The 26,658-nt window shown below is 28.4% G+C and carries 28 protein-coding genes and 1 rRNA gene; 10 read left to right on the top strand and 19 right to left on the bottom strand.

Annotation, left to right across the window (positions count from 1 at the left end; genetic code table 4):
- Positions 1 to 6: 6 nt before the first annotated feature.
- The 6 genes from NPA13_RS00145 to rpsL all read right to left on the bottom strand — a co-directional run bounded on the left by NPA13_RS00145 (position 7) and on the right by rpsL (position 4,713).
- Positions 7 to 267 carry a hypothetical protein gene (locus tag NPA13_RS00145; protein ID WP_257089192.1) on the bottom strand — a complete coding sequence of 87 codons (261 nt, stop codon included), beginning with the start codon at positions 265 to 267 and terminating at the stop codon, positions 7 to 9.
- 2 nt (positions 268 to 269) lie between these two features.
- Entirely contained in the window at positions 270 to 995 is a 726-nt protein-coding gene (locus NPA13_RS00140; protein WP_257089190.1) for an RNA methyltransferase, read from the bottom strand.
- Positions 976 to 1,518 carry a tRNA (cytidine(34)-2'-O)-methyltransferase gene (locus tag NPA13_RS00135; RefSeq protein ID WP_257089188.1) on the bottom strand — a complete coding sequence of 181 codons (543 nt, stop codon included), beginning with the start codon at positions 1,516 to 1,518 and terminating at the stop codon, positions 976 to 978. Before NPA13_RS00135 ends, NPA13_RS00140 begins: the two co-directional genes overlap by 20 nt.
- A 152-nt stretch (positions 1,519 to 1,670) precedes the next feature.
- Positions 1,671 to 3,761 carry an elongation factor G gene (fusA, locus tag NPA13_RS00130; RefSeq protein WP_257089179.1) on the bottom strand — a complete coding sequence of 697 codons (2,091 nt, stop codon included), beginning with the start codon at positions 3,759 to 3,761 and terminating at the stop codon, positions 1,671 to 1,673.
- Between the two features lie 14 nt (positions 3,762 to 3,775).
- Positions 3,776 to 4,246, bottom strand: coding sequence for a 30S ribosomal protein S7 (rpsG, locus tag NPA13_RS00125; protein WP_257089177.1), 471 nt, complete (start codon positions 4,244 to 4,246; stop codon positions 3,776 to 3,778).
- Positions 4,247 to 4,296: 50 nt separating this feature from the next.
- Positions 4,297 to 4,713, bottom strand: coding sequence for a 30S ribosomal protein S12 (rpsL, locus tag NPA13_RS00120; RefSeq protein ID WP_257089175.1), 417 nt, complete (start codon positions 4,711 to 4,713; stop codon positions 4,297 to 4,299).
- Positions 4,714 to 5,105: 392 nt separating this feature from the next.
- Between rpsL and eno the strand changes: the two genes are divergently transcribed.
- Positions 5,106 to 6,467 carry a phosphopyruvate hydratase gene (eno, locus tag NPA13_RS00115; RefSeq protein ID WP_257089173.1) on the top strand — a complete coding sequence of 454 codons (1,362 nt, stop codon included), beginning with the start codon at positions 5,106 to 5,108 and terminating at the stop codon, positions 6,465 to 6,467.
- 41 nt (positions 6,468 to 6,508) lie between these two features.
- Here the strand turns inward: eno and plsY are convergent, their stop codons facing one another.
- Positions 6,509 to 7,258, bottom strand: a complete 750-nt coding sequence (gene plsY, locus NPA13_RS00110; RefSeq protein WP_257089171.1) for a glycerol-3-phosphate 1-O-acyltransferase PlsY — start codon at positions 7,256 to 7,258, stop codon at positions 6,509 to 6,511.
- A gap of 82 nt (positions 7,259 to 7,340) precedes the next feature.
- On the opposite strand from plsY, the gene def reads away from it, so the two are divergent.
- From def to NPA13_RS00090, 4 genes are read left to right on the top strand one after another with little or no spacing between them, the layout of a single operon-like run.
- Complete coding sequence (gene def / locus NPA13_RS00105) at positions 7,341 to 7,898, top strand: peptide deformylase (protein WP_257089169.1); 558 nt, start codon at positions 7,341 to 7,343, stop codon at positions 7,896 to 7,898.
- 33 nt (positions 7,899 to 7,931) lie between these two features.
- Complete coding sequence (locus tag NPA13_RS00100) at positions 7,932 to 9,248, top strand: hypothetical protein (RefSeq protein ID WP_257089167.1); 1,317 nt, start codon at positions 7,932 to 7,934, stop codon at positions 9,246 to 9,248.
- 2 nt (positions 9,249 to 9,250) lie between these two features.
- Positions 9,251 to 10,183, top strand: coding sequence for an MSC_0882 family membrane protein (locus tag NPA13_RS00095; protein WP_257089165.1), 933 nt, complete (start codon positions 9,251 to 9,253; stop codon positions 10,181 to 10,183).
- On the top strand, positions 10,183 to 10,770 hold the full coding sequence (locus tag NPA13_RS00090; RefSeq protein ID WP_257089163.1) for a DJ-1/PfpI family protein: 588 nt from the start codon (positions 10,183 to 10,185) through the stop codon (positions 10,768 to 10,770). Before NPA13_RS00095 ends, NPA13_RS00090 begins: the two co-directional genes overlap by 1 nt.
- Before the next feature lie 75 nt (positions 10,771 to 10,845).
- Here NPA13_RS00090 and NPA13_RS00085 read toward each other — a convergent pair whose 3' ends face one another.
- The 5 genes from NPA13_RS00085 to NPA13_RS00065 all read right to left on the bottom strand — a co-directional run bounded on the left by NPA13_RS00085 (position 10,846) and on the right by NPA13_RS00065 (position 16,270).
- On the bottom strand, positions 10,846 to 11,604 hold the full coding sequence (locus NPA13_RS00085) for a PQ-loop domain-containing transporter (protein ID WP_257089161.1): 759 nt from the start codon (positions 11,602 to 11,604) through the stop codon (positions 10,846 to 10,848).
- Between the two features lie 119 nt (positions 11,605 to 11,723).
- On the bottom strand, positions 11,724 to 12,551 hold the full coding sequence (locus NPA13_RS00080) for a Cof-type HAD-IIB family hydrolase (RefSeq protein WP_257089151.1): 828 nt from the start codon (positions 12,549 to 12,551) through the stop codon (positions 11,724 to 11,726).
- A gap of 4 nt (positions 12,552 to 12,555) precedes the next feature.
- Positions 12,556 to 12,888 (bottom strand): histidine triad protein HinT, encoded by a 333-nt coding sequence (gene hinT, locus NPA13_RS00075; protein WP_257089150.1) that lies wholly within the window; start codon positions 12,886 to 12,888, stop codon positions 12,556 to 12,558.
- Positions 12,888 to 14,117 carry a HinT-interacting membrane complex lipoprotein P60 gene (locus tag NPA13_RS00070; RefSeq protein WP_257089148.1) on the bottom strand — a complete coding sequence of 410 codons (1,230 nt, stop codon included), beginning with the start codon at positions 14,115 to 14,117 and terminating at the stop codon, positions 12,888 to 12,890. The genes hinT and NPA13_RS00070 overlap by 1 nt, the downstream gene beginning before the upstream one ends.
- Positions 14,117 to 16,270, bottom strand: a complete 2,154-nt coding sequence (locus NPA13_RS00065; RefSeq protein ID WP_257089146.1) for a HinT-interacting membrane complex protein P80 — start codon at positions 16,268 to 16,270, stop codon at positions 14,117 to 14,119. The genes NPA13_RS00070 and NPA13_RS00065 overlap by 1 nt, the downstream gene beginning before the upstream one ends.
- 89 nt (positions 16,271 to 16,359) lie before the next feature.
- On the opposite strand from NPA13_RS00065, the gene NPA13_RS00060 reads away from it, so the two are divergent.
- From NPA13_RS00060 to NPA13_RS00050, 3 genes are all read left to right on the top strand, one after another.
- Positions 16,360 to 16,905 carry a hypothetical protein gene (locus NPA13_RS00060; RefSeq protein WP_257089144.1) on the top strand — a complete coding sequence of 182 codons (546 nt, stop codon included), beginning with the start codon at positions 16,360 to 16,362 and terminating at the stop codon, positions 16,903 to 16,905.
- Between the two features lie 587 nt (positions 16,906 to 17,492).
- A complete protein-coding gene (locus NPA13_RS00055; RefSeq protein ID WP_373457122.1) occupies positions 17,493 to 17,951 on the top strand; it encodes an IS3 family transposase in 459 nt (152 codons plus the stop codon).
- Positions 17,952 to 18,051: 100 nt separating this feature from the next.
- Complete coding sequence (locus tag NPA13_RS00050; protein WP_257089141.1) at positions 18,052 to 18,201, top strand: IS3 family transposase; 150 nt, start codon at positions 18,052 to 18,054, stop codon at positions 18,199 to 18,201.
- Between the two features lie 66 nt (positions 18,202 to 18,267).
- Here NPA13_RS00050 and rrf read toward each other — a convergent pair.
- The 4 genes from rrf to rpmH form a co-directional block, all read right to left on the bottom strand.
- Positions 18,268 to 18,373, bottom strand: a 5S ribosomal RNA gene (gene rrf / locus NPA13_RS00045).
- Positions 18,374 to 18,451: 78 nt separating this feature from the next.
- The gene (yidC, locus tag NPA13_RS00040; protein ID WP_257089139.1) at positions 18,452 to 20,500 is read right to left on the bottom strand and encodes a membrane protein insertase YidC; all 2,049 of its coding nucleotides are present in this window, start codon (positions 20,498 to 20,500) and stop codon (positions 18,452 to 18,454) included.
- Positions 20,500 to 20,823 (bottom strand): ribonuclease P protein component, encoded by a 324-nt coding sequence (gene rnpA / locus NPA13_RS00035; protein ID WP_257089137.1) that lies wholly within the window; start codon positions 20,821 to 20,823, stop codon positions 20,500 to 20,502. Before rnpA ends, yidC begins: the two co-directional genes overlap by 1 nt.
- A 9-nt stretch (positions 20,824 to 20,832) precedes the next feature.
- Positions 20,833 to 20,979, bottom strand: a complete 147-nt coding sequence (gene rpmH / locus NPA13_RS00030) for a 50S ribosomal protein L34 (RefSeq protein ID WP_257089135.1) — start codon at positions 20,977 to 20,979, stop codon at positions 20,833 to 20,835.
- A 208-nt stretch (positions 20,980 to 21,187) separates the two neighbouring features.
- Here rpmH and serS point away from each other — a divergent pair, with 208 nt between their 5' ends.
- Together serS and NPA13_RS00020 are read left to right on the top strand one after the other, a co-directional pair.
- Positions 21,188 to 22,453: a serine--tRNA ligase gene (gene serS, locus NPA13_RS00025; RefSeq protein ID WP_257089133.1), complete on the top strand. Its 1,266-nt coding sequence runs from the start codon at positions 21,188 to 21,190 to the stop codon at positions 22,451 to 22,453.
- A gap of 128 nt (positions 22,454 to 22,581) precedes the next feature.
- Positions 22,582 to 23,709 carry an HAD family acid phosphatase gene (locus NPA13_RS00020; protein ID WP_257089132.1) on the top strand — a complete coding sequence of 376 codons (1,128 nt, stop codon included), beginning with the start codon at positions 22,582 to 22,584 and terminating at the stop codon, positions 23,707 to 23,709.
- A gap of 36 nt (positions 23,710 to 23,745) precedes the next feature.
- Here the strand turns inward: NPA13_RS00020 and NPA13_RS00015 are convergent, their stop codons facing one another.
- The 3 genes from NPA13_RS00015 to NPA13_RS00005 form a co-directional block, all read right to left on the bottom strand.
- Positions 23,746 to 23,958, bottom strand: a complete 213-nt coding sequence (locus NPA13_RS00015) for an RNA-binding S4 domain-containing protein (protein ID WP_257089130.1) — start codon at positions 23,956 to 23,958, stop codon at positions 23,746 to 23,748.
- 2 nt (positions 23,959 to 23,960) lie between these two features.
- Complete coding sequence (locus tag NPA13_RS00010; protein ID WP_257089128.1) at positions 23,961 to 25,088, bottom strand: DNA polymerase III subunit beta; 1,128 nt, start codon at positions 25,086 to 25,088, stop codon at positions 23,961 to 23,963.
- 124 nt (positions 25,089 to 25,212) lie between these two features.
- Positions 25,213 to 26,619 (bottom strand): DnaA ATPase domain-containing protein, encoded by a 1,407-nt coding sequence (locus NPA13_RS00005; RefSeq protein ID WP_257089126.1) that lies wholly within the window; start codon positions 26,617 to 26,619, stop codon positions 25,213 to 25,215.
- Positions 26,620 to 26,658 lie beyond the last annotated feature (39 nt).

Below are 26,658 nucleotides of genomic sequence, written 5' to 3'. Positions count from 1 at the left end.
TTTATCCTATTTATTTAATTTTTCCAGTTCTAATCTAAGTTTATTAACTTCTTCAGCAAGAATTTTATTTTCTTTGTAAAGTTCTTTATATTGAGCATTATATAATTCTGTTCTTTCGGTTGATTCATTTATTTCATTAACAATTTCATTAATTTGTCTAATCAATTCATTTAAATGATTTTCAACTTCTGTTTTATTGTACCCTTCTAAAGATAAATGAAAATTATAGTTTTTAATTTGTTCAATTAAATTATCGAATTTATTCATAATTACCCATTTCTAACTTTGTTCAACACAATTGCTGCAGCTGTTGCTACATTTAAACTTTCAAATGAAATTGGAATGTAAATTTTTTCATCAGATAATGAAGCAGTTTGATTATCAATTCCATTACCTTCGTTTCCTAAGATAATGACAATTTTTTCTTCTCTTGAAAAATCAATTTCATTTAACTTCTTAGCATTTGTATCTAACATAGTTGCATATAAAATATAGTTTTGTTTTTTAAGTTCTTTTAAAATATCAATATTATTTGTCTTGATTAAATTTAAATCAAAAAGTGCTCCTTGAGAAGAACGAATAACTTTTGGATTAAAGTAATCAAAGTTTTGGATAATAACAGTGTCAAAATCAAAGGCTCTCGCTAATCTAAAAATTGTCCCTACATTTCCTGGTTCTTGCAAATTATTTAAAAATAAAACTCTGTTACTAATTGATTTTGAGATATCGGGAAATTTACAAATACCTATAATCCCTTGTGGTGTAGATGTGTCTGATAAGTAATTTAAGATTTCCTCTGTGACTAAAATCGAATCAGCAAATTTATTTTTATCAACTACTTCAATTGTTTCTAGCAAAATACCTTTTTCTTTCGCTTCATTGACTAAGTGATAACCTTCAACTAAAAACTTAGATTCTTTACTTCTATATTTTTTATCTAAAAGTTTATAAACATCCTTGATAAACTGATTTTGCTTACTGGTTATTATTTTCATCATATTGTTCTAAGTAATGTTTTCCTTTTTCAACTTCAAATTTTGATAAATCTTTAAAATCAAGTTGTCTCATAACTTCAAAACCTAAAATAGCAACACAGTTAGCAAGATTAATTGAACGCATAGCTGAAACCATCGGTATTCTGATGCAATCTTCTAAATTTTCTTTTAAGATTATTTTATCAATACCTGTAGATTCTCTACCAAACATTAATCACACTTCACCAGTTTGTTGGTGAACTTCATTATATTTAACATTTGTATATGTCTCTAAACCATATCTAGTTACATAAAAGATTTTTTTATCTTTGTACTTATTGTAAAAATCTTCATATGAGTTATGAATTTCATGTTGAATGTCACTGAGCATTCTTCCTGCACCTGCTCTTTTAAGATATTTAGGATGAAGATCAAAACTTGTTGGTTTGATAATGTGTAATTTTGCACCTAGTGCATAACAAGTTCTGATTATATTCCCTGTATTTGGGGCAATTTCCGGTTGATATAAAACTATATTTAACATAATACTATTATACATAGTATTATGATGCTGATTAACAACTCCTAATTATTGAGTTCATTTTACTTTTGCAATAGTGTATAAGTTAAATAAGTAAAAAATAAAAAGTAGGATATACCTACTTTTTTAAATTATTTAAAGTGAAAATTTAAATATTAATCTTCATCTTTATCTTGAATGTTTCTACGTTTAATAATTTCATCAGCAATTGATTTTGGAGTTTTTTCGTAGTGATCAAATTGCATTTGGTATGTTCCACGTCCACTTGTCATAGATCTAAGTTCTGTTGAGTAACCGAACATTTCTGAAAGAGGAACCATTGCTCTAACAATAACAGCTCCATCATTTCTTTGTTCTTGGTCGTTAACAAGTCCTCTACGTCTTGATAAGTCACCGATAACATCTCCGATGTGATCTGATGGAACAACTACTGAAACGTCCATAATTGGTTCTAATAATACTGTACCAATTTTATCTTTTGCTTTTGTAAGTGCTTTAGAAGCAGCGATTTTGTAAGCCATTTCTGATGAGTCAACGTCGTGGTATGATCCATCGAATAATGTGGCTTTAACGTCAATCATTGGGTAACCAGCTAAAATACCAGCTGCCATTTTTTCTTCAAGACCTTTTTGAATTGATTTAATGTATTCTTTAGGAATTTTTCCACCAACAATTTTGTCCACGAATTCAAATCCACCATCTGGGTTTGGTTCAAATTTGATTCATACGTGTCCATATTGTCCTTTTCCTCCTGATTGTTTGATGTGTTTTCCTTCAACTTCAGCAGGAATTGTAATTGTTTCACGGTATGAAACTTGAGGTGCTCCAACTTTAGCTTTAACACCAAATTCACGTTTTAAACGATCAACAATAATGTCTAAGTGTAATTCACCCATTCCAGCAATAATTGTTTGACCTGTTTCTTCATCAGTATATGTTCTAAATGTAGGGTCCTCAGCAGCTAATTTTTGTAATCCTAATGATAATTTTTCTGTAGCAGCTTTTGATTCTGGTTCTAAAGCTTGTGAGATAACTGGTTCTGGGAATACCATTTTTTCAAGAACGATTTTTGGTGATTTTTCTCCAACTAATGTATCTCCTGTTGTTGTGTATTTAAGACCAACAGCAGCAGCAATATCTCCGGCTCTACATTCATCAATTTCTACACGTGAGTTAGCGTGCATTTGTAAAATACGTCCAATACGTTCTTTTTGTTCTTTAGTTGTGTTGTATACGTAGCTTCCTTTTTCAAGAACTCCACGGTATACACGGAAGAATGTTAATGAACCTACGTATGGGTCTGTCATAACTTTGAAAGCTAATGAAGAAAAGTCTCCATCGTCTGTTGCATTAACAAAAATTTCTTTATCCCCATCAAAAGCAGGGATTGGTGGTACATCAAGTGGTGATGGTAAATAATCAACAACAGCGTCAATCATTCTCTTAACACCTTTGTTTTTGAATGATGTTCCACATACTACTGGGAAGAATTCTGATGTTAAAGTAGCTTTTCTAATTGCGGCTTTAAATTCTTCAACACTTAAATCTCCACCTTCAAGAACTAACATCATTAATTCTTCGTCAAAGTTAGCAACCGCTTCTAATAATTCTTGACGTTTTTCAGCAACGATGTCTTTTAAGTGAGCAGGAATTTCTGTTGGAAATTCTTCTTCTTGTGGTTCTCCGTTGTATTTAATCGCTTCTAACGTAACAAGGTCAATAATACCTTCGAAGTCTGATTCAGCACCGATAGGTCATTGGATAGCAACTGCGTTTCCACCTAAACGTTGTTTAACTGAAGCAACTGAAGCTGCGAAGTCAGCACCAGCTTTATCCATTTTGTTAACGTAAACAATACGAGGAACTTTGTAGTTTGTAGCTTGTCTTCAAACTGTTTCTGTTTGAGGTTCAACTCCTGATTGAGCATCAAGAACTGCTACAGCACCATCTAATACACGTAATGAACGTTCAACCTCAACTGTGAAGTCAACGTGTCCTGGTGTATCGATAATGTTAATTCTTTTTCCTTTTCAGAAAGCTGTTGTAGCAGCTGATGTAATTGTAATTCCACGTTCTTGTTCTTGTGCCATTCAGTCCATTTGTGAAGCACCATCGTGTGTTTCACCAATTTTGTGAATTTTACCTGTGTGGAATAAAATTCTTTCTGTAGTTGTTGTTTTTCCAGCATCAATGTGGGCCATAATACCGATATTACGGTAATCTTTTAATTCATATTCTCTAGCCATAAATAAACCTTAGACTATCATCTGAAGTGTGCAAATGCACGGTTAGCTTCAGCCATTTTGTGTGTATCTTCACGTTTTTTGATAGCTCCACCTGTTTTGTTTGATGCATCAATGATTTCATTAGCTAAACGAACATCCATTGTTTTTTCATTTCTTAATCTTGAGTATTGAACAAGTCATCTTAATGCTAATGTTTGTTTTCTACGAGGAGAAACTTCTGTAGGAACTTGGTAGTTTGTTCCACCGATTCTTCTTGTTCTGATTTCTAATTGAGGTGTAATGTTTTCAACTGCTTCTAAGAAAACTTCCATTGGTTCTCTTTGAGTTTTTTCTTTAATAATGTTAAATGCTGAATATAAAATATCTTGTGCGATAGATTTTTTACCATCTAACATAATTTGGTTAATTAACTTTGTAACAATAACAGAGTTAAAAACTGGATCTGCAAGTACTTCACGTATTGGGGCACTTTTTTTTCTTGACATATGTCCTCCTTATATTAATAATTATTGTGTGTATAAATTAATTTAAATTATTATTCTGATTTAGGTTTTTTAGCACCGTATAAACTACGTCCTTGGTTACGTTTTGCTACCCCAGCAGCATCTTGTGTTCCACGAACGATGTGGTATCTAACCCCAGGTAAGTCTTTAACACGTCCTCCACGGATTAAAACAACTGAGTGTTCTTGAAGGTTGTGTCCTTCTCCTGGAATGTAAGCTGTAACTTCCATTCCGTTTGATAATTTAACACGAGCATATTTACGTAATGCAGAGTTAGGTTTTTTAGGTGTCATTGTAGCAACACGAGTACATACACCACGTTTAAATGGTGAAGCCATTTTTTTAGCTTTTTTAATTAATGAGTTGTAGCTAACGCTTAAAGCAGGAGCGTTTTGTTTTTTAATTTTTGAGCTACGACCATTTGTAACTAATTGATTAGTTGTTGGCATTTTATGCTTCCTTTCGTTTGTGATTTGATAAATTTTAAGATTAATATTGTTAAGCTATTTATTTTGATAATAATTTAGCAAAGCAATTATATAACAACTTACCCGTGTGTATCAATATTTTTTAATTTTTTTATTTAGTTTCATTAATCCTTTAAAAAATACTTTTAACACTTACTCATAAATGTTTTGGTATTTATATTGAAAGTTATTTTTGAGAATATCCAACCTTAACAGAGTTTAAAAATCGCACAAAATTAAACAAAAATGTGAAATTACTCGCAGATAAACTTGCTCAAAGTATATAAATTTAAAAATGTTATAATTACATTACTTTTCTAGAAGAAAAGTTAATTAATTTAAATGTACATTAAAAATTAAATAAAGGAGACTAAATGTCAGCAATTAAAAAAATTCACGCACGTGAAATTCTAGACTCACGTGGTAACCCAACTGTTGAAGTTGAAGTATTCACAGAATTCGGTGGATACGGTATTGCTAAAGTTCCTTCAGGTGCATCTACAGGATCACGTGAAGCTCTTGAATTAAGAGATAAAGGTTCTGAATATGAAAGTAACTGATTTGGTGGAAAAGGAGTTATGTTAGCAGTTGATCACGTTAACAACGATATTGCTCCTTACATCGAAGGTATGGAAGTTACATTACAACGTGAAATTGATAGAAAAATGATTGAATTAGATGGTACAGAAAACAAATCTAAATTCGGTGCTAATGCTATCTTAGGAGTTTCATTAGCTGTTGCTAGAGCTGCTGCTAATGAATTACAAATTCCACTTTACAAATACTTAGGTGGATTTAACGCTCACGAATTACCAGTTCCTATGTTAAACGTTATCAATGGTGGAGAACATGCTTCAAACACAATTGACTTCCAAGAATTTATGATTATGCCAGTTGGAGCTAAAACATTCCGTGAAGCTTTACAAATGGCTAACTTTGTTTTCCATAACTTAGCTAAATTACTTAAAAAACACGGACACGGTGTTCAAGTTGGTGATGAAGGTGGATTTGCTCCAAACTTCAAATCACATGAAGAAGCTTTAGACTTCTTAGTTGAAGCTATTAAAGCAGCTGGATATGTTCCTGCTAAATCAGGTGAAAACGCTGTTGCTATTGCAATGGACTGTGCATCAAGTGAATTATATGAAGATGGTGTATACACATTCAAAAAATTAAAAGCAGCTGTTGAAAAACAATTACCTGGATTTGAACATTTAACAGATACTAAATTCACATATACATCAGATGAAATGTTAGATTACTTAAAACACTTAGTTGACAAGTACCCAATCATTTCAATCGAAGATGGATTTGCTGAAGGTGACTGAGAAGGATTCAAAAAATTCACAGCAGAATTAGGAAACAAATTACAAATTGTTGGAGATGACTTAACAGTTACAAACACAGCAATTTTAAAACGTGCTATTGAAGAAAAATCAATGAACTCAATCTTAATTAAAATTAACCAAATCGGTTCATTAACAGAAACTTTTGAAGCTATCCAAATGGCTCAAAAAGCAAATATGACAGCAGTTGTATCACACCGTTCAGGTGAAACAGAAGATACAACAATCGCTGATATCGCTGTTGCTATGAACACAGGACAAATTAAGACAGGTTCATTATCAAGAACAGATAGAATTGCAAAATACAACAGATTATTAGCAATTGAAGAAGAATTAGGTTCAGTATCTTCATTCAAAGGTAGAGAAGCATTCTACAACATTGAAAAATAATGATTTAATTTAACAAAAAATAGAGAGACTTTAAAATCTCTCTATTTTTTGTTACTTCTATCTAAAAAAGATAACTTTCTTTCTTGATTCTTAAAAATTCTAACTAAATTATCTCTGTGCATTATAACTATTAGTAGTGCTGCTGCTATAAAGAAAATTCCACTAGTTAATTGATAATTATAAAGTGATCGAGTTGTATGTTGACTATAGTCAGCAAGTCATTTCATATTAGTTGCTCAAGAAAGATCTGAACTTAAAAATCAATGAGCAAACATAATTACAGGCATCATTAAAAGAGCCGACACAATACTTGCTAAGGAAACATATTTTTTTCAGAATAATACTGCAAAGAATATAACTGCAGCAATTGGTAAAAGTGCAATGTTGATTGAAATTAATAAACCAATTGATGTAGCAACTCCTTTTCCACCCTTGAATTTGAAGAAAATAGGGAAACAATGCCCAACAACAACTCCTAAACCACATAAAATTGGAAATACATATAAGCTCATATTTAAATTATTTTTATTGATAACCTTGCACAATCCATACGCAATTGAAACCATTAAAATTGTTTTAAAAACATCTATTAATAAAATGCATAGTCCTGCTTTTTTCCCTAGTACCCTAGAGGAATTAGTTGCTCCTGCATTTTTTGAATGAAGCTCTCTAACATCTTTTTTAACAATTTTTCCTCATATAATTGAAGTGTTTAAGGATCCTGCAATGTATCCAAAAATGAATAATAAAATATTAAACAAAATTGAATTGCTAAGTTGAATCACCGTCATCGCTCCTCCTAATTAATTGAATATACTTCATTAGCTAATTTATATTAAATTATAATTAATTTAATATATTATAATTAATATTATGAATAAAAAATTTAAAGTAGAAATCGTACAATTACCAGAAAAAGTACTTAGAAAAAAATCACAAGATGTACCTCTTCCATTAACAGATGAGGATATTGAATTAGCTGAGAAAATGATTTATCACATTGATGATTCGCAAAAAGATGGTTCTGAATTTAGAGCCGGAGTTGGTGTAGCAGCAGTTCAATATGGTGTTCTTAAAAATGTCTTTTATGTATTTATACAAGATGAATTAGGTAACACAATTTATAAAGATGTTTTATTTAATCCTGTTATTATTACTAAAAGCGATAAGAAAATTGCACTTTCTGAAGGTGAGGGTTGCTTAAGTGTTTCTGAAGATTGACCAGACCAAGAAGGATATGTTTATAGATCTGAAAAAATAACAGTCAGAGCTTACAGTTATTTTGCTAGAGAATTCCAAAATTTAACAGTTGACGGATATTTAGCAATAGTATTTCAACACGAATTAGACCACTTAAACGGAATGTTATTTATCGATAGAATTGCTAAGAAAAACCCTTGAAAGAAACTGCCTAAAGCTAAATTCTTGTAATTTAACTAACTAAAAAAATATAGAAAGGGAAATATGCTTACATTTTTTGAAACTCAAGCATCATCAAGTAATGAGTCATCGAACGCAATGGATAAGTTATATGACTTCTTCGCAAATTTGATGTCGTCTAAAATTTCAGACCCAACTATTTGAATGCCTATTTTAATTGTTACACTTGTTTTATTTTCATTTGTAACAGGTTGATTCTTAAGATGAAAATGAACTATTTTCAAAACAGTTTCAATAGTTATCACAATTATTGTTTCTGTTATTTTATCAGCAGCTCTTAAAGCTGCATTTGAGAAAAAAGCACAAGAAGATCAAAAATTTGAATCTGCATATGAAATTCTTACATTTACAATAACATTCATTTCTTTAGGAGTTTACTGAGGCGTTAGAGGATTTTTATGATTAATAATCGGAATCATTCATTTAGCAACAATAAAGAAAAGAAAAGAGAAAAATAAGAAAAGATCTAAATTGTCTAGAGCAGGTTTCGGTGGTTTATGAGGAATTACAAACGTAATTCTTACCTTACCCGGTTCATTATTACTTGCTAACGTAATTTCAACAATGGCACCCAACTCGAATAAAGTAAATAAAGCTACAGAAATTGGTGTGAAAATTATGACTGGTGGTAAGGGTTCATCTGTAACAAACTTGGCTTCAGGAATTTTCTCAATGGTTCAATTATTTGTTGACTCAGAATTACATGATTTAGCAATTAAATTTATCAAGAATCCTAATTCGTTATCTAAAGATGATATTGACAAATTACTTAAAAACTCAAACACTATTGCAGCTATGTTAGAAAATGAAAAATTTGTTGATATAGTTGCTAAAAACATTCCTACATTATTAGATGAAAAATCTAAAAATGAAATAAAAAACAATAAAGAACTTGAAGCTTACATTACAAAATATGAAGCTCAATTTATTGCAGCAAATCCTGGTTCAGCATTGAACTCAAACGAACAAAATAAAGCAGACTTTACAAAATTTGTTGTTGATAAAATCAATGAAGAATTACAACAAAATTCAATTACATTAATTCCAGAAGAAGTCAAAAATGTCTTCGGAATGCTAGGGTTAGCAGCAGCTAAATCAGATAGTTCACAAGAGCAAAACTTATCAAAAATTGTTGATGCGATTTTAAAAATTAACCCAACAATCTCTGAAAAAACAAATACAGCAGATTTAGCTTTAGGAATTTTAGGAAACCTTAAAAATTCTGTTTTAAAAGATCTTAATAAACAAGAAACAACTGAAACCTTAGGCAACACAAATAATCAACCAAATACAGAGAATCCTCAACCAGATCCAAATATGTCAACAGGAGCAAGTGAGTAATTATGAATAATCAAGAACAACAAAATCAAAATCCAGTTTCAGTTCAAAACTCATCTGGTTCAACTGGTGTTTATGCAAATCAAACACAAGTTCAAAATGTTGCCACAAACGAAGTTACTAATGTAAATCCAAAAAGCATAGTTCCTGAAAATATTCTTAAATTATTTAAAAGAGAGAAAAAACTAGCATTACTTTCTTTCTCGATATGATTTTCTATTTTCTGTCTTTGTATAGTTGCTACAATTATTAATTATTTTGTTAATACATTTAACTCAAAACCTCCTCACACACAAGGTATTGCTTGATACATCGGAATAAGCATTATTTTCTTAATTTCATTAAGTTTATGAATTAAAGCTTTAACAAGACGTAAGTCATGGGTTAAAACTGAAGAAATAACTAAAAACAGTTACATTAACGGAACACAAATGAATGGTGTTCTTATTGCTGAAGCATACAGAGCAATTACACTCAAAATGCTTCGTTTAAGCTGAATCTACGCATTCTTCTTAACATATATCGGGTTGTTCATTGCTGTAGTTTGCTTACTTTACTTCACATCCCCTTGAGGAGTAAATATGGGTCAAGAAGGTTCATGAATTTACATTAACTCAAAAGTTGAATGAACAGACATTTTAGATAATGCTTTTGGAAGCACTAAAAATATGCTAATTATTTTAGGAACTACAATAGCAGCTACTGCGATTGTATTCACCATTCTTAGAATTTACGATAGAAAAAGACAAGCTGAAATTAAATTAGCAATCTTAAACAACCCAGAAGAAGTTGTTGCTAAAACAAATACAGATAGAAGATTAGAGAATAAAGCTTGAATTAAAGCTTACATTATTGTTTTCATCTTAGTTGTATTATTACCTTTAACAGTATTCTTATACTTAATTTGAAAAGGTGTGATTAAAAGAGGTAAAAAATAATGAAACTTCTTGTAATAATTGAAGATAAATTTAATGACATAGAATTAAACACAACTTTATCTGTTTTAGTCGCTTCAGGCAAACTAGAATCAATTACTTATTATTCTCCAAACTTAAAAGAAGCTTCAGGACAATTTAATATTGTTAAAATAACAAACATTGTTAATTCAGTTAATTTAAATGAATTTGATTTAATGTTCGTACCTGGAGGTAGAGGTTGTCAAACACTTAGACAAAATCAGCAATCATTAGAATTAATTAACAAATTCTTTAATGACCTTAACAAACCCCTTGCAGCTATCTGTGATGCACCAAACGTTTTAGCTGAATTTAATATAATCAAAGACCAAAAATACGTTTCATTCTTTTCTGAATGAAGTAAACCATTCTGAAAAGATGGAAAAATCATTAACTTTAACAATTGAAAACAATCTCCATTCACCAATATAGACAGGAACCTTATTACAGCATCAAATGCAACTGCTTCGTTAGATTTTGGGTTCGTTATATTAGAATACTTTTATGGCGAAGAATTCTCTGATACTGTACGTTCAAATATGACATTTGGAAAGCTTACACAAATATAATCAAAATTACCTACACAATATTTGTGTAGGTTTTTTGTTAAAAAAAACAACCAAAATTGGTTGTTGATTTAATTATTAAGCACGGTGTGAATGTCTTACTGTTGTTTTTTGTGTTGTAAATTTATCGTGTAATGTAAATCCTAATTGGATTGAGAATAGTGTTAATGAAATTGATTGTCATACTAATCCACCGATAGCTGATGTGATTGAGAGCCCTTTATATTTATTAATAAGAATTAATAAGATTCAGTAAACTATTCAAATAATGTTGTTTACAACATATAAAACATACATTCAGTATGAAACACCTTGTCATTGTTTTGTTTTAAATGATGTTATTAACTGAGGTAAGAAAGCAAATGTAGTAAATGCCGGGAAAATGAATCCCATAGCAGTTGAAATTGAATTATGTAATTTTCCAATTATATATGGATCATTTTTGCTACCATCTCTACCATAATCAATAATGTAAAATACAGTAAATATTCCAGCAATAATTCATGTAGCTAAAACAGCAAGATATCCTTGTAATTTTTGTTTATTAGTAAATTCTTTTTTGTAGTAGTAAAGTAAACCTGTCATAATTCCGTTTACAAGTATACCCACTCCATCTGCGACCATAACAGTTATGAATTTTTCATTATTCTTATCTGTTGCACCTCAAATTACTCAAAGTAAAATCCCAATATGGAAAATTCAGAATGACACAAAGTTAACAGGTCCTGTCTTTTTATCTTTAAGAATTTTCAATAATTGAGGAATACTTAATGAGATAACAGTAATTGCACAAATTCATTTAATAATTTCAAATGCAGTTTCTAATGCAGCTAACATAGTATTCCTTTCAAATATAAATTTTGTCCTTTAATATGATGTATATTTTATATTATTTTTTATTTTAAGTAAATAAAATAAAAAAGCACAAAATTTACTTTTGTACCTATGTATATGTGTTAAAAGTTTTCTGAAATGAATTGTCCAATTGTGTTTGTGTCATTGTCACCAATAACAAAGTTAGCAGTTGATTTTGCTTCAATTGTTGCATTCCCCATAGCTACACCTACGTGTGCTTCAGAAAGCATATGAACATCATTTCCACTATCACCAAATGCTACAACTTGATAATCTTTTAATTGTTCTAATTCAACAATTTTCATAATTCCAGCTCACTTAGAAATATTTTTAGGGTTAATATCTGTGTAAACTGAGTTTGTTAAGTAAACTTCACAATCGAAATCTTTTAAACCACTCATAATGTTTTCTGTAGCTTCTTTAGCATTGTGCTCTTGGTTTCTCATAGCCATTTGAGTTATTTTTGTTTCAGGATTACTGATTGCTTCTTTTACTTCTTCAATTGTAGCTTCATTAAAAATGTTCATATTTTTAACTTGCTGTGGTGACATTCATTTTGGATAAGTTCCATTAGGTAAAATTGAACCATTATAGTTATTTCCATCAACCGAAAGAACTAAATCATATTTAAGTGCATGTGCGTGAACTGTATCTAACATTTCTTTTGATAATTCACCTAATGTGTATGTTGTATTAGTTTTCATATTGTGAACTAACGCACCATTTGAGCACACTAAATAATCAACAAATTTGAATGTGTCGTGATTTAATGCAAGCATCTTAACTAAACCACGACCTGTTGCAATAACAATTTTATTTCCTTTAGCTTGCTCTTGAAGTAAAACTTCTTTTGTTGAAGGGTGAATTGTTTCGCTTTTTGTAAATAATGTACCATCTAAATCGAATGCAAATATTTTTGTCTGCTGCATAATTTTATTCTCCTTGTTCTTTGTATGGAATTACATGAATGTGTGTGTGGAACACAACTTGTCCTGCTTCTTTACCTGTGTTAATTAATATTTTAAAACCTGGGATGTTGTTATCTATAACTCTTTGCTTAGCTAACATTCTAGCAACTTTCATAGCGTGTAAGAAAGTTGCTTCATCGTGTTCTAAAATATTAGATTTCTGCTCTTTAGGAATAACTAAGAAATGCCCTTCTTGTTGTGGAAATGCATCTAAAATCACAATAACAACATTATCTTCATAGATGATGTTTGAAGGAATTTCTCTTTTAATTATTTTTGTAAAGATTGAATCATTCATTATTGAAGACCTGCTGTTTTATCTTTAAGTTCATCAATAGATGAAATTTTGTAACCCATTTTAATGTAAGCTGCTTTTGCATTTTTGTATAAGTTTTCATCACTGATCGAAATGAAGATAGCTAATTTATCTAATGAATCTTTGTAAACTGTTTGATCGAATGATAAAACTGTTTTTTCTTCTTTTGTTCCATTTTCATTTGTATCAACTGTAATTTTTTTAGCAACTGGAACAATTTTAGCAAAGTAAGCTACTTCAACTTTTTTACCATCTTTTGAAACAGGAATCGCTTCAGCTAATTGTCCATTTTCATCAACTGAAACTAATTTACCATTTGTTAAGTTATAGAAACCAACTAAATTTTCAGGTGATGTTGCTTTTAATAATTCATCGACAGTGTAGTCTGATTTGTAAGGGTTAGATTTAATACCTTGGTATCCACCCATTGTAGCTTCAAATTCAGCTTTAGCAGGAACATTATTGAAAATTAAATCTGCTGTTGCAATGTTTTGAGCTTCTTTAGAATTCTTTAATAAGTTATTGTAATCTAAAACGTGTTTAATAACTTTATTAGCATCTGTATACATTTCATTTACATTGTCATTTGTGTAACTTCATAATTGAACTGTTTTATTTGAGATAACATATTTAATTAAGTTAAATTGCTTGTTATCGTATTTTTTACCATATAAATTAAATGAACTTGGATCGATTTTTTCTAATGTAACAACATCTGAAATAAAGAAGTAGTTTTTAACTAAAAGAAGTTTATTAACCGTGAAAGCCACACTTGTATTTTCGTTGTTGTATAAGATTTGGAATTGTTCATTTGTTAAGTTAATGTTGTAAACATCTCTATATAAAGAGTTTAATGCGGCTAATTCAGTTTCATTGAAAATTCCGTTTGATTTTCACTTGTTTAATTGAGTGGCTAAATATAAGTTATTCTTTTGTGATTCTGTAGCTAAAAATCCTTTGTAAGCAATTAGAGCTTCATTAAAGAATTTTTCATTTGAAAGTAAGTTTGTATCTTTTTCAACTTTGTATTGGTCTTGTAAAACTGATTTTAATCATAAGTTTTCTGCAATAGTTGAAACTGCAGGTTTATCAAATAAAATGATTTGTTTATTTTTTTCTTCTGTGTTTTTATCAACTCCACATGAAAGTGCAACTAATGGTGTGAAAGCAACTGGTGCTAAATATAAAGATTTTTTAAATATATTTCTCATTATTTGCTCCCTTCATTTTTTTCGAAGATTGAATAAACTAAGTCATTAATAACTTCGATAGCTTTTTTATCGCTATATACATTATTGTTATGGTTGTAAACTATTTTTGTAAGACCTCTATCAACTATAAAGTTGTAACTGTTTCCATAGTTTAATTGTTTTTGAATGAACTCGATTACTGATGTTAATACTGAAATTAATTTGCTTGTGTCTTCTCCACTTTTTACACTAGCAACTTTTGCTTGCAAGCTTGTTACATCAGCATCTGTATAGCTTGCTCCTGTAGTTGTATTTGTTTTTGTTTTAAGTTCTGCAACAAATTTTTCATCACTTAAAGCTAATGAAAGAATTTGTGAACTTGATAAGTTATTTGAAATTTGTCCAGGTGTGTTGAAGTATGAAACATTTCCTAAAGCTAAGTTTTTAGCATCCTCAGCAATAAATTGTTTGAATTTATCTAATTCTGTAATTTGTGAATATCTTACAATTTGCACATTACTATCTGTAATTATCATAAATGCATCTTTCATATCTGATAATTTGAACACATAAGGAATTAATGGGTTATTTGTTGTTTGTGCATCTTGCACTTTTGAAAACATATAGTCAGCAATAACTTTGTTAATTGTGTTAAATCTTGATGGTTCAAATTTTAAGTCTTCTAACTTCTTATCGATTTGAACATCGTAATCTTTAACAATTTTTGCTGCTTCATCAAAGTTTGTAGCTGATGTTAAATCAGGTTGCCCCATAATGTTTAAAGCACCTTTGATTGCATCAATTAATTCTTTTAATGAGAATTCAGGTAAGTTATTTTGTTCGTTAGCAAAAATTGAAGTTGCATTTACACCTAATGCAAGATCTAAATCTTTAGTAAATAAGTTGATGTTTGATGTTAAACCTGGTGTTGCTAATTTTTCAACATCAGAATTTGTGATTGATGATAAGAAGTTTTTATATTTTTGAACTCTACTTACAAATTCTTCTTTAGTTTCATTTTCTTTTTGGAACGCATATTCTTCTGCTTTATTAAATTGTGTTAATGATGCAACGTTTGATTCTGCAATAAATGAATCAGCTGTTGGAGTTACATTTCATTTTAATAAGTTAAATAATTTCACTTTGTCATCGTCAGATGAAATTTTTCATGGATAAACTACATCATTTTTAGAAACGGTTCCTGCTAATTTGTAAACTGTAGGAATGATGATGTTATTTTTGTTGAAGTATTCAGAAATGAAGCTTGCTGGTGATTTGAATTCTGTAATAAATGATTTTGTTGTTAATAAAGTAACTTTTGTTGAATCTGCTGATGGAGCAAAGTAATTAACATTTTCTTCTAAATATGGGAAAACTTTGTCACCTTTACTGAATAATTTAATTGGTTCACTGTTTTCACCCTTAACTTTGTTTCCGTTTTTATCAAGTTTATAAATATCTTTTGTAGCAGTTCTATTTACAAATGTTCTATCAACAACTTTGTATTCTAATTGATATCTACGTGTAGCAATTTCTTCAACTTGTTTGAATAATAAGAAATTTATTGCGTCTGTTTCATTAGCTGAATTTCCGTATTCATCTTTTTTAAGTTCTTCAAAAAATTGTTTTTCTCAATTTTGGAAACCATAAACTTTTTTGAAGTTAACTTTTAAATCTTCAAATTTAGCTTTAATTTGTCTTTTGATTTCATCTAATGATTTAAGTTCGATTGAATTGTTAACTTCTTCATTATTTTGTAATGAACTATTGTAAATGTTTTGATATTGAATTGATGCTTCAACTTCTTGTTCATACATATAGAAAATTGCTTCTCTGTATGCATTTTTAATTTCTTCTGAAACTTCTTGACTTTGTGATTTTACTAAATCTGTTAATTTACCAACTGTTAATGAGTTAAGTTCATTTCCTTTTGCATCATTAACAACAAAAGCAGATTTTTCTCCATCAACTGGTTGAATGTGGTTAACCTTTGTAGTTGTAATTGTTAAAGGAATTGTAATAGATGCAATAACCCCAACTGTTAAAGCAGAAAAAATACCGATTAAGGTTTTAGATCTTTTTGATTTGTTAGTTGAAGTTTTATGTTTCTTCTCATCGTGTCTATCATTTAACTCAACTAAACGTTCAAAGAATGATTTTTGTCTTTTAGCCATTAATACCTCTTAGTTTTATAAAATTTATTTATTATGTAATAATAAATATTGTTTTAATTATATCAAATTTAATTTATTATAATTTCACTATGAAACAAGCAGAAATTAAAAATGTTTTTGAGGAATTGCTCAAAATTAGCAAGGAAGAAAAATTCATTTTCTCCCTATTCTCTAGCACTTTAAGTCAAATTAAAGAGAAAAAAGAGTTAACTAAACCAATTCAAATTGTGATTGATGTTTATGCATTTTTGAAATTAAAAAACAAGTTCCCTGAGTTAATTAACATTTCTAATAAAATGAATAAAAAAGAGAAATTTCTGCCTATTTTTTCTTTAAATAACACCGATATTATCCTTAATTTACTGATTCAGTCAATTGATAATAATGCTAAAAAGATCAATTTAGCTAAGAAAATTGTTGAAAAAGAAAATAACAAACAAAACCAATATTGTCATGAATTAATTGAAGTTTTGTTTTCGCAAAACCCAAATACAAGGTTTTTAATTTCTAGAGATAAGGAAGCTAAACTAGTTATTTCTAGAGTTAAAAATCTTAACCCGAACTACTATGATATAGTTGAATTTGATGATTTAAAACTTCCTTATTTTCATATAGAAAATGTTGATTTAGATTAAAAATACCACCTGAAAAGGTGGTTAAACTGGGACACGAAATATGGACAATCCATATTTCGTGTTTTTGTATAGGAGAATATATGAGACAACTTAAACAGCATGAATGACTTGAACTTTTTCAATTTATCATGATTATAAAAAGGTTTAATTGCAAAAATGATTTTGAAAATAAATTTCTTTCAATCAGAGTAATTAGCTTTTTGATAAAAAATTCATAGAAGTGAAAAGATATTTTATTAGAAATTACAAAAGATATAATTTAGGTATGACTAATTTAGAATCTCAAACAGGCAAATCTTCTAAAAAGGTAAAGGTGTAGGAAGGTCAAAAAGAAAAATATAACCCCAATTGAAATTGTTAAAAAGAATGAGAAAAAATGCCAAAAGAACAATTAATAGAACTTTTGGAAATTTACAAAGATTCTTTTGATAAAAATGGAATTGAAGTTGATATTTCTAAGATAAAAAGTCTTCAATTTCTGTAAGAAGATTGGGTCTTTCATTTAACAAGTCTAAATCAACCATTCATAATTTAAAAACAAAAATAAACAAAATAAAAATCTAAAATTTAATAATAAATATGATGAATTAGTAATTAAATCATTTAAACAAAATAAATGTTTATTTGGAAGAAAAAGACTTGAAAATTATATAAAAATAAAATATCAAATAACGCTTAATTATAGAACTATTGGTAGAATAATGAATAGATTAAATTTGTTTTGTTTAATTAGAAAAAGAAAAAGACAGAGAACAAAAAATACAAATGTAAAATTTATTGATTTAGTAAATCGAGATTACAAAGGTCAAAAAAATCAAATTATTGCAACAGATGTAACATATATACAAGCCCCAAAAGATTGTGAAAACAATTTTGTTTTCTTGTCAGTTGCCATTGATCATAAAAGTAAATATATTGTTAATTACAATCTTTCAACAAGAAATGATCTTGAACTGGTTATGCAACATATGTCAAAAATAAAATTAAATCAAAAATGAATTACACATTCTGATCATGGATTTCAATATTCTTCAAAAATTATGTAGAAACAATTCAAAAGAACAATGGAATGGTTTCAATGGGAAGGGTCGGAAATTCTTTGGATAATAGGGAAGCTGAATATTTCTTTTCAATTTTGAAATCTGAATGTTTAAAATTAGTAGACATATCAAAATTACATTTAAAGAACTTAAAAATTTAATTAATAATTTTATATTTTGATATAACACTGAAAGAATTCAATCTGTACTGAATTGAAAAACACCTCAAGAATCTTGAGGTGTTATGACAAATTAAACTTTTGTCCAATTTTCGTGTCCTAGTTTAGGTATTTAATTTTTATTTTTATAAAAAGGTATAAAAAAGCAGCGGCTCCCTATTTTCACTGTAAAGCTATCTTCGGCACTAAAGGGCTTAACTACTGAGTTCGGAATGGATTCAGGTGATCCCCTTTGCTATAACCACTGCATATATTATAGCACTATTAAAATAAAGTCAAGTAAATTTTTTATTTTTTTAATGCTTATTATTTAAATGAAAAAGTTATTTATCGAGTTTTCTTATTTATGAATTTCTCTTTAAATTTCTTAGAATGTATGAGCTTGTGAATAATTAATGTTTGCATAATTGTTCATATTGAACCGAATAATCAATAAACTTGAACACCAGCTGTAAAGATTAAGGTAATTGCTGTGAACACAAGCATCATAATCTTTTGTGTTCTTTCAGATTTCTTAAGTGCTTCAGCTTCTGCGATTGTTGTTTTACGTTTCATTTTCTTTCTATTAAGAAGTCTTGGTAAGAAGCTTGAAAGTAATTGGAACCCAACAACAAGCACTAAAATTCATAAGTAAACTCATTCTCCCTCAAACAATCTCTTATATGATGTTGAGGCGAAGTTAATACCAAGCCATGTTGTTTGTTTGATTTCAGGAATACTTTGAATAACTCTTCACATAGCAAGGAAAATCGGCATAGTAAGTAACATATTTCCAAATTGGTCTAATGGATTTATGTTGTATTTTGTATATAAAGCTTGAATCTCTTGATTTTTCTTAAGTTTCATAGCTTTATTATCTTCTAAACCTTTATATTTAGCTTCAATAGCAGCTTTTTTGTATTTAAGTTCTTCCATTACTGATTGCATTACAGTTGTTCTAAATGTAAATGCAAGTGTAATAAGACGTGAAATAATGATTGCAACTATAATTGAGATAACAGAAGCTCACCCAAGCATATCAGGCATTGATTGACGCATTGATTGTACCAACACCGAAAGTGGATATACTAATAAACCATAAAATGGTCCATATTTTCAAGCTTCACCTCAAGTTGTAATAGCTTGTAATGGTAAATCACCTCTTAAAGGAAGTGTGTTAATGTTTTCAGAATAAAGAATATTTGTATTGTAGTCATATTTATCAGTTCTATTTAATTTGTATTGATTTTGAACTTGTTCTCTTCTTTCTTTATATTCTTCAGAAGATGAGTTAGGAACTTCTCCATTAAAGAATCCTAATTCATTCATGTATGACTGCATTGCATTTTGATATTCAATAAGCAATTGGTATTGTTCTTGAGTTAAGGTAAATAATGTGTTATTGTGTTCTGAGATATTTTCTTCTTTAACATTTGCTGGAATGTTGTCAACTAATTCTTTAATAAATAAAGAAGGTTCTTTACCTAATTTTGCAGCAAATCTAGATCCTTCACCAAATGAATATGTATATAACATTTGGAGAATATCTCTAGCAAACTTATTAGAAACAGATTCATTTTCTGATGTGTAGTTATAAATTTTTTGAATACCTGAAATGTATGTAATTTCGTATTCTTTTGCATCAGTAAGAATAGGGATTATTTTATCTACTTCTTGTTTACCATTGACTTCCTTGTATTTTTTTTCTGTTTTGAAAGTCATGTAACTTTGAAGTTTACCTTTATCGTAGTTATTTTTCTCATCTTGTGGGAAAGTAAATGGGAAAATAAAGATATCTGTAGGTTCTTTTACGAAGTTGTAAGTTTTATCAGATGCTGTTGCAAATAAATAATTTTTAGCGTCATCTGAACCTGTGTAAATTAATTTGAATTTTTCATCAAATTTGTAACCTGCGTTTTTAAGAATTTCAGAATCAAATGGAATTCTTAAAACAGACATGTATCCACCAGGGGTACCATATTCACCCTTATGTGATTTTGTTTGTTCTCTAAGTTTGTTTAATATCTCTTTATCAGTAACAAAAATGTTTGATTCAGTATCAAGTGCTAATCTGTCGAATTCAAATACTTCAGATGTTTTGTTTTCTCCATTTGGATCTTGAAGTGTTACTAAATCTCTTTTTTGATTTGTGCTCTTTAAAGTATTAACTCTAGGTGCTATGTCACCTTTATCTCTATAAAACTCAAGTCCGTTACCTACGTTGTAAGAGTTTTTAATAACAAAGGATTGAACACACCCTGTTACAGTAAGTCCAAAAATTAACACATAGAAAACTATTTTTAATCATTTAAGGATTTTTTTAGTTAACTCTTTACGGTTAGTTTTCGGATCATTACCGTTAGTAAAGTATGAAAAATTTTTTGCGTTTTTCTTCATTATTTAAATTTCTCAAAGAGTTTTGCTATATGTTGTTTTTTGATAGCAAAATCTTCTTTCATAAATTCTTTACGAACAATTAAAACAAAATGATATTTGAGGTGATATAAATTCAACTCATGCATAATTGCTCTTAATTGTCTTTTAAAAAAATTACGACCTACAGCTTTTGCGAATTTTTTTGGAACTGTAATTCCTGCAGCGAAGTTTTTACGTTTCTTGAAATAGATGATTAAATATCTATTTGAAACAAAGTTACCTTGTCTTGCGTTAATTACATCTTCAAATTCTCAATTCTTCTTTAGTCGATATTGTTTTTTCATTGTTTAGAATTATTTATCAGAAACTGTTAATCTTTTTCTACCTTTAGCTCTTCTTCTTGCTAATACTTTTCTACCATTTGCTGTTTTCATTCTAGCTCTAAAACCATGAACCTTAGCATGTTTACGCTTGTTTGGTTGATAAGTTCTTTTACTCATAATTTCCTCCTTATGTGAATAATTTTATATATTTTATATAAGCGTGTTTAAATTATAGCAAATGACTAATTTTTTAGCATCTATTTTTTTAGTATCATTTTTTGAATTATTTTGCTTAATTTAAGGGTTAAAAAATCTATTTTCAACATAATAATTCATTAACTCTTTATTAATGTATAATTTAAACAATTTAAATTACGAGGTCGAAATGTTAGATATAAAATATGTTTTAAATAATGAAGAAAAAGTAAGAAAAAACCTACAAAACAGAGGTTTTAAAATTGAAATTTTTGATGAATTTGTTTCATTAGCTAAACAAAGAGGTAGTGTGATGAAACAATCACAAGATAAAAAAAGTGAATTAAACAATCTTTCAAAACAATTTGGCTTATTCAAAAACGATAAAGATAAATTAGTTGAATTAAAAGCACAAATTGAAGTAGTTAAAAACGAAGATTTAACTTTATCTAACCAAGAGCAGGAGTTAAATAGCAGAATTAATGAATTAAATTTACAAATCCCTAACGAAACTTTAGAAGAAATTCCTGTTGGAGAAGATGAAAATCAAAACGTAATCATTAAAGAGCATGATAAATTAGGTAGAGGTCTTGTTAAAGATGTGTTACCTCACTATGAAGTTGCTAAAAATTTAGGTATCTTAGATATTGAAAGAGCTGTTAAATTATCAGGTTCAAGATATGTAATTTACAAAAACAACGGTTCAAAATTAGTTCGTGCATTAATTTCATTTATGTTGGACTTACACACTTCAAAAGGTTATGAAGAATTCACAACACCTGTAATTGTTAAAGATAAAATGTTATATGGAACAGGTCAATTACCTAAATTCAAGGAAGATTTATATAAATTAGAAGGATTAGATGAATATTTAATCCCTACTGCTGAAGTTACACTAACAAACATTTACAACGATGAAATCATTGACTTATCAACTCCTTTTAGAGCTACAGCATATACAGAATGTTTTAGATCTGAAGCAGGAAGCTCAGGTAAAGATACAAAAGGTATCTTAAGACAACATGAATTTAAGAAAATTGAACTTGTAAAAGTTACATCTGCTAAAGATGCTATGGTTGAGTATGAAAAAATGGTTGAAGATGCTAAAGATGTGCTTGAAAAATTACAAATTCCTTATAGAGAATTGCTTTTATGTACTGGTGACTTAGGATTTTCTTCAAGAAAAACAATTGACTTAGAATTATGATTACCTTCAGAACAAAGATATAGAGAAACATCTAGTGTAAGTTATATGGGTGATTTTCAAGCTCGTAGAGCTATGATTAGATATAAAAATGATGAAGGTAAAACTGAATATGCTCACACAATGAATGGTTCAGGTTTAGCTGTTGATAGAGTAATAGCAGCCATCTTAGAAAACTACCAAAATCCTGATGGAAGTGTTTCCGTTCCTGAAGTTCTTATACCATATATGGGTGGATTAAAAACATTATAATAACGCTTATGCGTTATTTTTTTACACATTTTGTGAAAAAAATAACTATTTACTTAACTTATAGTTAAGTATGTAATAAAATGAATTTATATTTATTATTTTATTTACTCAATTTACTAAGGAGATTTATGAAAAAATTAAAATACTTATTGTTTGGAGCAGGTTCAATTATTTTAACTGCTGCACCTGTTGTTACTAACTCATGTCATTCAGAAAAAGCGCCTGAAGCGCCTAAAGTAAAAACATACACAGAAGAAGAAGTTGCTGAAAAAATTAAAGCAGCTCAAACTTTAATCGCAAATGGTGGAGGAATCGGTAGTTCAAATGCATGAAACTCATTCTCTGGAGAAAAACATGCTATGGGGATGCAAGTTTACAAAAATGCTAAAGCTGCTTTTGACAAAATGATTACACAACCAAATGTTGATTTAACTAAAGTTAATATTTCTGGTGATGAAATTGTTGTTTCAGCACCAGAAGAAGGTAAATTCATTCCAGTGGTATTCATGGATTTAGATGAAACTGTTTTAAATAACTTTAAATACCAAAACTATTTATTCCTTAATAATAAATCATACGATGGACGTGCATGAGATGATTTTGTTAGTCAAGCTATTTCTACAGAAGTTCCTGGGGCAATTGATTTTATTAAGCATGTTTACTCAAAAGGTGGAGTAGTATTCTTTAACTCTAACCGTTCTCAAAAATGACATAAAGAACCAAGTAAAACAAACTTAATTAATTTAGGGCTTGAGGCTAAATATATGCCTGATTTTATCTGATGAATGCAAGGTGTGGATTTAGCTAATAAACAAAAACCTTATTCATCAACAACCTCTACAAAATCAGAAAAAGAAGAAAGAATGCATCTTGTAAATAATAATAAAATTACAATTGGTGAAACACCAGTTCAATTCAAAGTTGTTATGAGAGTTGGGGATGATATTTCTGATTTCAATGACAACTTCACTAAAAAATCAGGTGTAACTTCAGAACAAGTTGTAGGTGAACTTAAATCTGATTCAAATAGATATGGTGACTTATTCGGAAATATGGATATTTCTGTAATGGGAACATACTATAACAAACAAACAGGTGCTTGAGAAGATGAAACTCACTCTGAATCATATGTTTTAATTCCTGGAAATTCATCATATGGAAGTTGATTATCACATTTAATCGGTCAAAGGGGATACAATCATGCTAAGATTGCTGAAAAATTAAAAGGATTTATTTACGTTCCATCAAAAAGTTAATTAATTTAATATAAAAAAATAAACCAACAAAATGGTTTATTTTTCTTCTTCAATTACATAAATTTGGTCGTTTATTCAAATAACATCACCTGGGTGTATTTTTGAAGATCTACCTTCAGGTTTTTTATTATTAATTTTAATATCATTTGTCTCGATAAAGAATTTAGCTTGACCACCTGTATCGGTCTCATTGATTTTCTTTAAAAATTGACTTAATTTGATTGAATCACCTGTTATTTTAATTGTCATAATTAATTGTTATAAAACTTTCTTAATGGTGTAATTAATTGAATGTGTGAATTATCATTTTCTGTTAATAAAAGTACTCTATCTTCTTTTTCAGAAATAAAAATATTAATATTGCCTGGTTCTAACTGTGAAACTGCATCCTTGATATAAATGTAGTTAAAGTCCATATCAATAGGTTTTCCTTCTAAAATTTGAAATTTATTCGAAACAGCCTTACCCGTTCCTATTTCAGGAACTTCAAATAAAACTTTAATTTCATTTTCATTAAATGAGAATTCCATTTTTCTATCTTTTTCTGTGATTTGGAATAAAGCTGTATTAATAACTTTTAATAATTCATCTTTTTCAATAGAAAATCTTCTTGTATATTTTGTTTGGAATAATGATGAAATATCAATATATTGAATTTTACTTACAGAAATATAAATTACTGTATTTTCGTAAGAAATACCTATTTTATGCTCATCAAAAAATAATTGAACTTTTTCTGGCGCATCTTTTGTAATAAGTTTTTTAAGACTTTTTGCATCAACTGTTAAATCGATATCAACTTTCTTATCAACTTTTAAAATTTCAGTTGAAAGTCTATATGAATCAGTTGCTACAAATCTTACATTTTCTGAATTTTTAGATGTTATATTAATACATTTAAAAACTATTGAGTTTAATTTATCATTACTTATTGTTGTTGAAATTGAAACATTGTTGATAATTTTATCTAATCTCTGAGCATCAATTTCAAGAGTATTTTTTTGATCTTCAAAATTTGTATCAATATATTGTGTAATATCATTTGTTGTTAAAGTAAATGAAGTTGAACCTTCGTAGATATCAATTAAATTACCTCTTTGTTTAAAGGTGATTTCTTTATTAAATTTCTTAATAATGTTTTTTAATAAAGAAGCTAAAATACAAAGTTTTCCTGCTTTTTCAACTTTAATTTTATCTTCATCAACTTTGATAACTTTTCTAGCCGCTATAGATGCGTTAGCTGCTGTTAGAACTAAGTTTTGACTATCTAATTCAATCTTAATTGTTCTTGATAAATAATGCATATCATTATTATCGATATAATTAGACATAAATTCAATCAATTGATCTATTAAATGTTTTGAAATTGTAAATTTCATATCTTCTCCTCAATATAAATATTAACGGTTGTTAATATGTTTATAACTTTCAAAAAGTTAAATTTTAGTGTGTTTTTCTATTATTTTTTTAAGTTTTTAGTTAAAAATAAATGTTTATAAATTATTAATAATTCTTGCGCATCTTATCTTCTACTTCATTTATAACTTTTTTAACTTTAATGTCATCTTTAGTATTTATTTTCTTTAAAGCACTTAATATAGTTGAATGATCTCTTTTAAATAATTTACCTAATTCATTAGATGAATAATCTAAATGCTTTTTAATCATATAAATCGCAATTTGTCTCGCTAAAAAGATATTAGATTTTCTCGATGTACTTAAAATATCTTTAACTGGTATTTTATAATACTCTGAAACAGCTTTTAAAATTATGTCATCAGTAATTTCTGCTTTATCTTTAATAAAATCACCAAAAATATTTCTAATTGTTTTTATAACTAAAGTTTTTGGTAATGATTTAATTTCTTTTTCGTAGAAACTTAATCTTTTTACAGCACCTGTAAGTGTTCTAATTGAATTTGAATTATTTCTTATAATGAAATCTTTTGATTCATCATCTAATGTGTTTGTGTCGAAGTTGTTTTCTGTAAGTAAGAAATCTAAAATCTTATGTAAATCTTCTTGTTCAGGTTGTTTGATTTTTGTAATAAACCCAGATTGAATTCTCGAAACAAGTCTTTCATCAAATATTTTAGAAATTCCATTTATATCTGTATCTGAACAAAAAATGGTTAATTTACCTTTTTCCATTCTACTATCTAGAACTTGGAAAATATAATCTTTTGTAGCTTTTTTATTCCCTGAACCATACAATTGGAAATCATCAAACATTAAAATGTCGTAAGTATCAATCAATTTCTTCTGAAATTTATTAAGAACATCAACTGAATTTTCTTTTAATAAAGGTTGAATTCATCGAATAAACTCAGTTGCATTAACAAGAAATGATGATTTACCTTCTTTGTTTAAAGCATTAGAAATAGCTTTTAAAAGGTGAGTTTTACCTAAACCGGAGTTACCTGTGATAAATAAAACTTCTAGTTTGTATTCATCGTCAATAATTGATTTACAAATATTTAAAGCTTCATCGTTGAATGAACCGTGAATATAGTTGTGAAATGTATATTCAATACCATCTGTTTTCTTTTTACTTGTTGTAGGTATCTGAATATTTAAGTTTTTACTTTGTTTTTCAGTTTCTTTAAGTGCATCTAAAGTCTCTTTATCAATTATTCTGTAAGCAACATTCGCTCCAAAAATTTCTTTGACTGACTTATCAAAAACATTTTTGTAATAATTTTTAAATGAACTTAAATTAGGATGGACTTTAGGAAAATAAATAACAACTTCATTGTTTTTGAAACTAAGAATTGTTAAATTTTTAAAAAACGTTTTAAAAGCGAGATTATCTTGAATTTCATTCTTTATATACTCAATATAAAGCTCATTGTAAGAGTTTAATTTCGCTTCTTCTTTGTTTTTCTCTTCATCGAAATTATTAATATTCATAGCTAAATTTTATTACTATATAAAAAACATATTTAAAAA

Origin of the sequence: Mycoplasma sp. 2045, assembly GCF_024582715.1 — a bacterium.
Taxonomy (GTDB): Bacteria; Bacillota_I; Bacilli_A; order Mycoplasmatales; family Metamycoplasmataceae; genus Mycoplasmopsis.
Note: the sequence above shows the minus strand (reverse complement) of the source record. Positions and strands in the feature narration are given on the sequence as shown.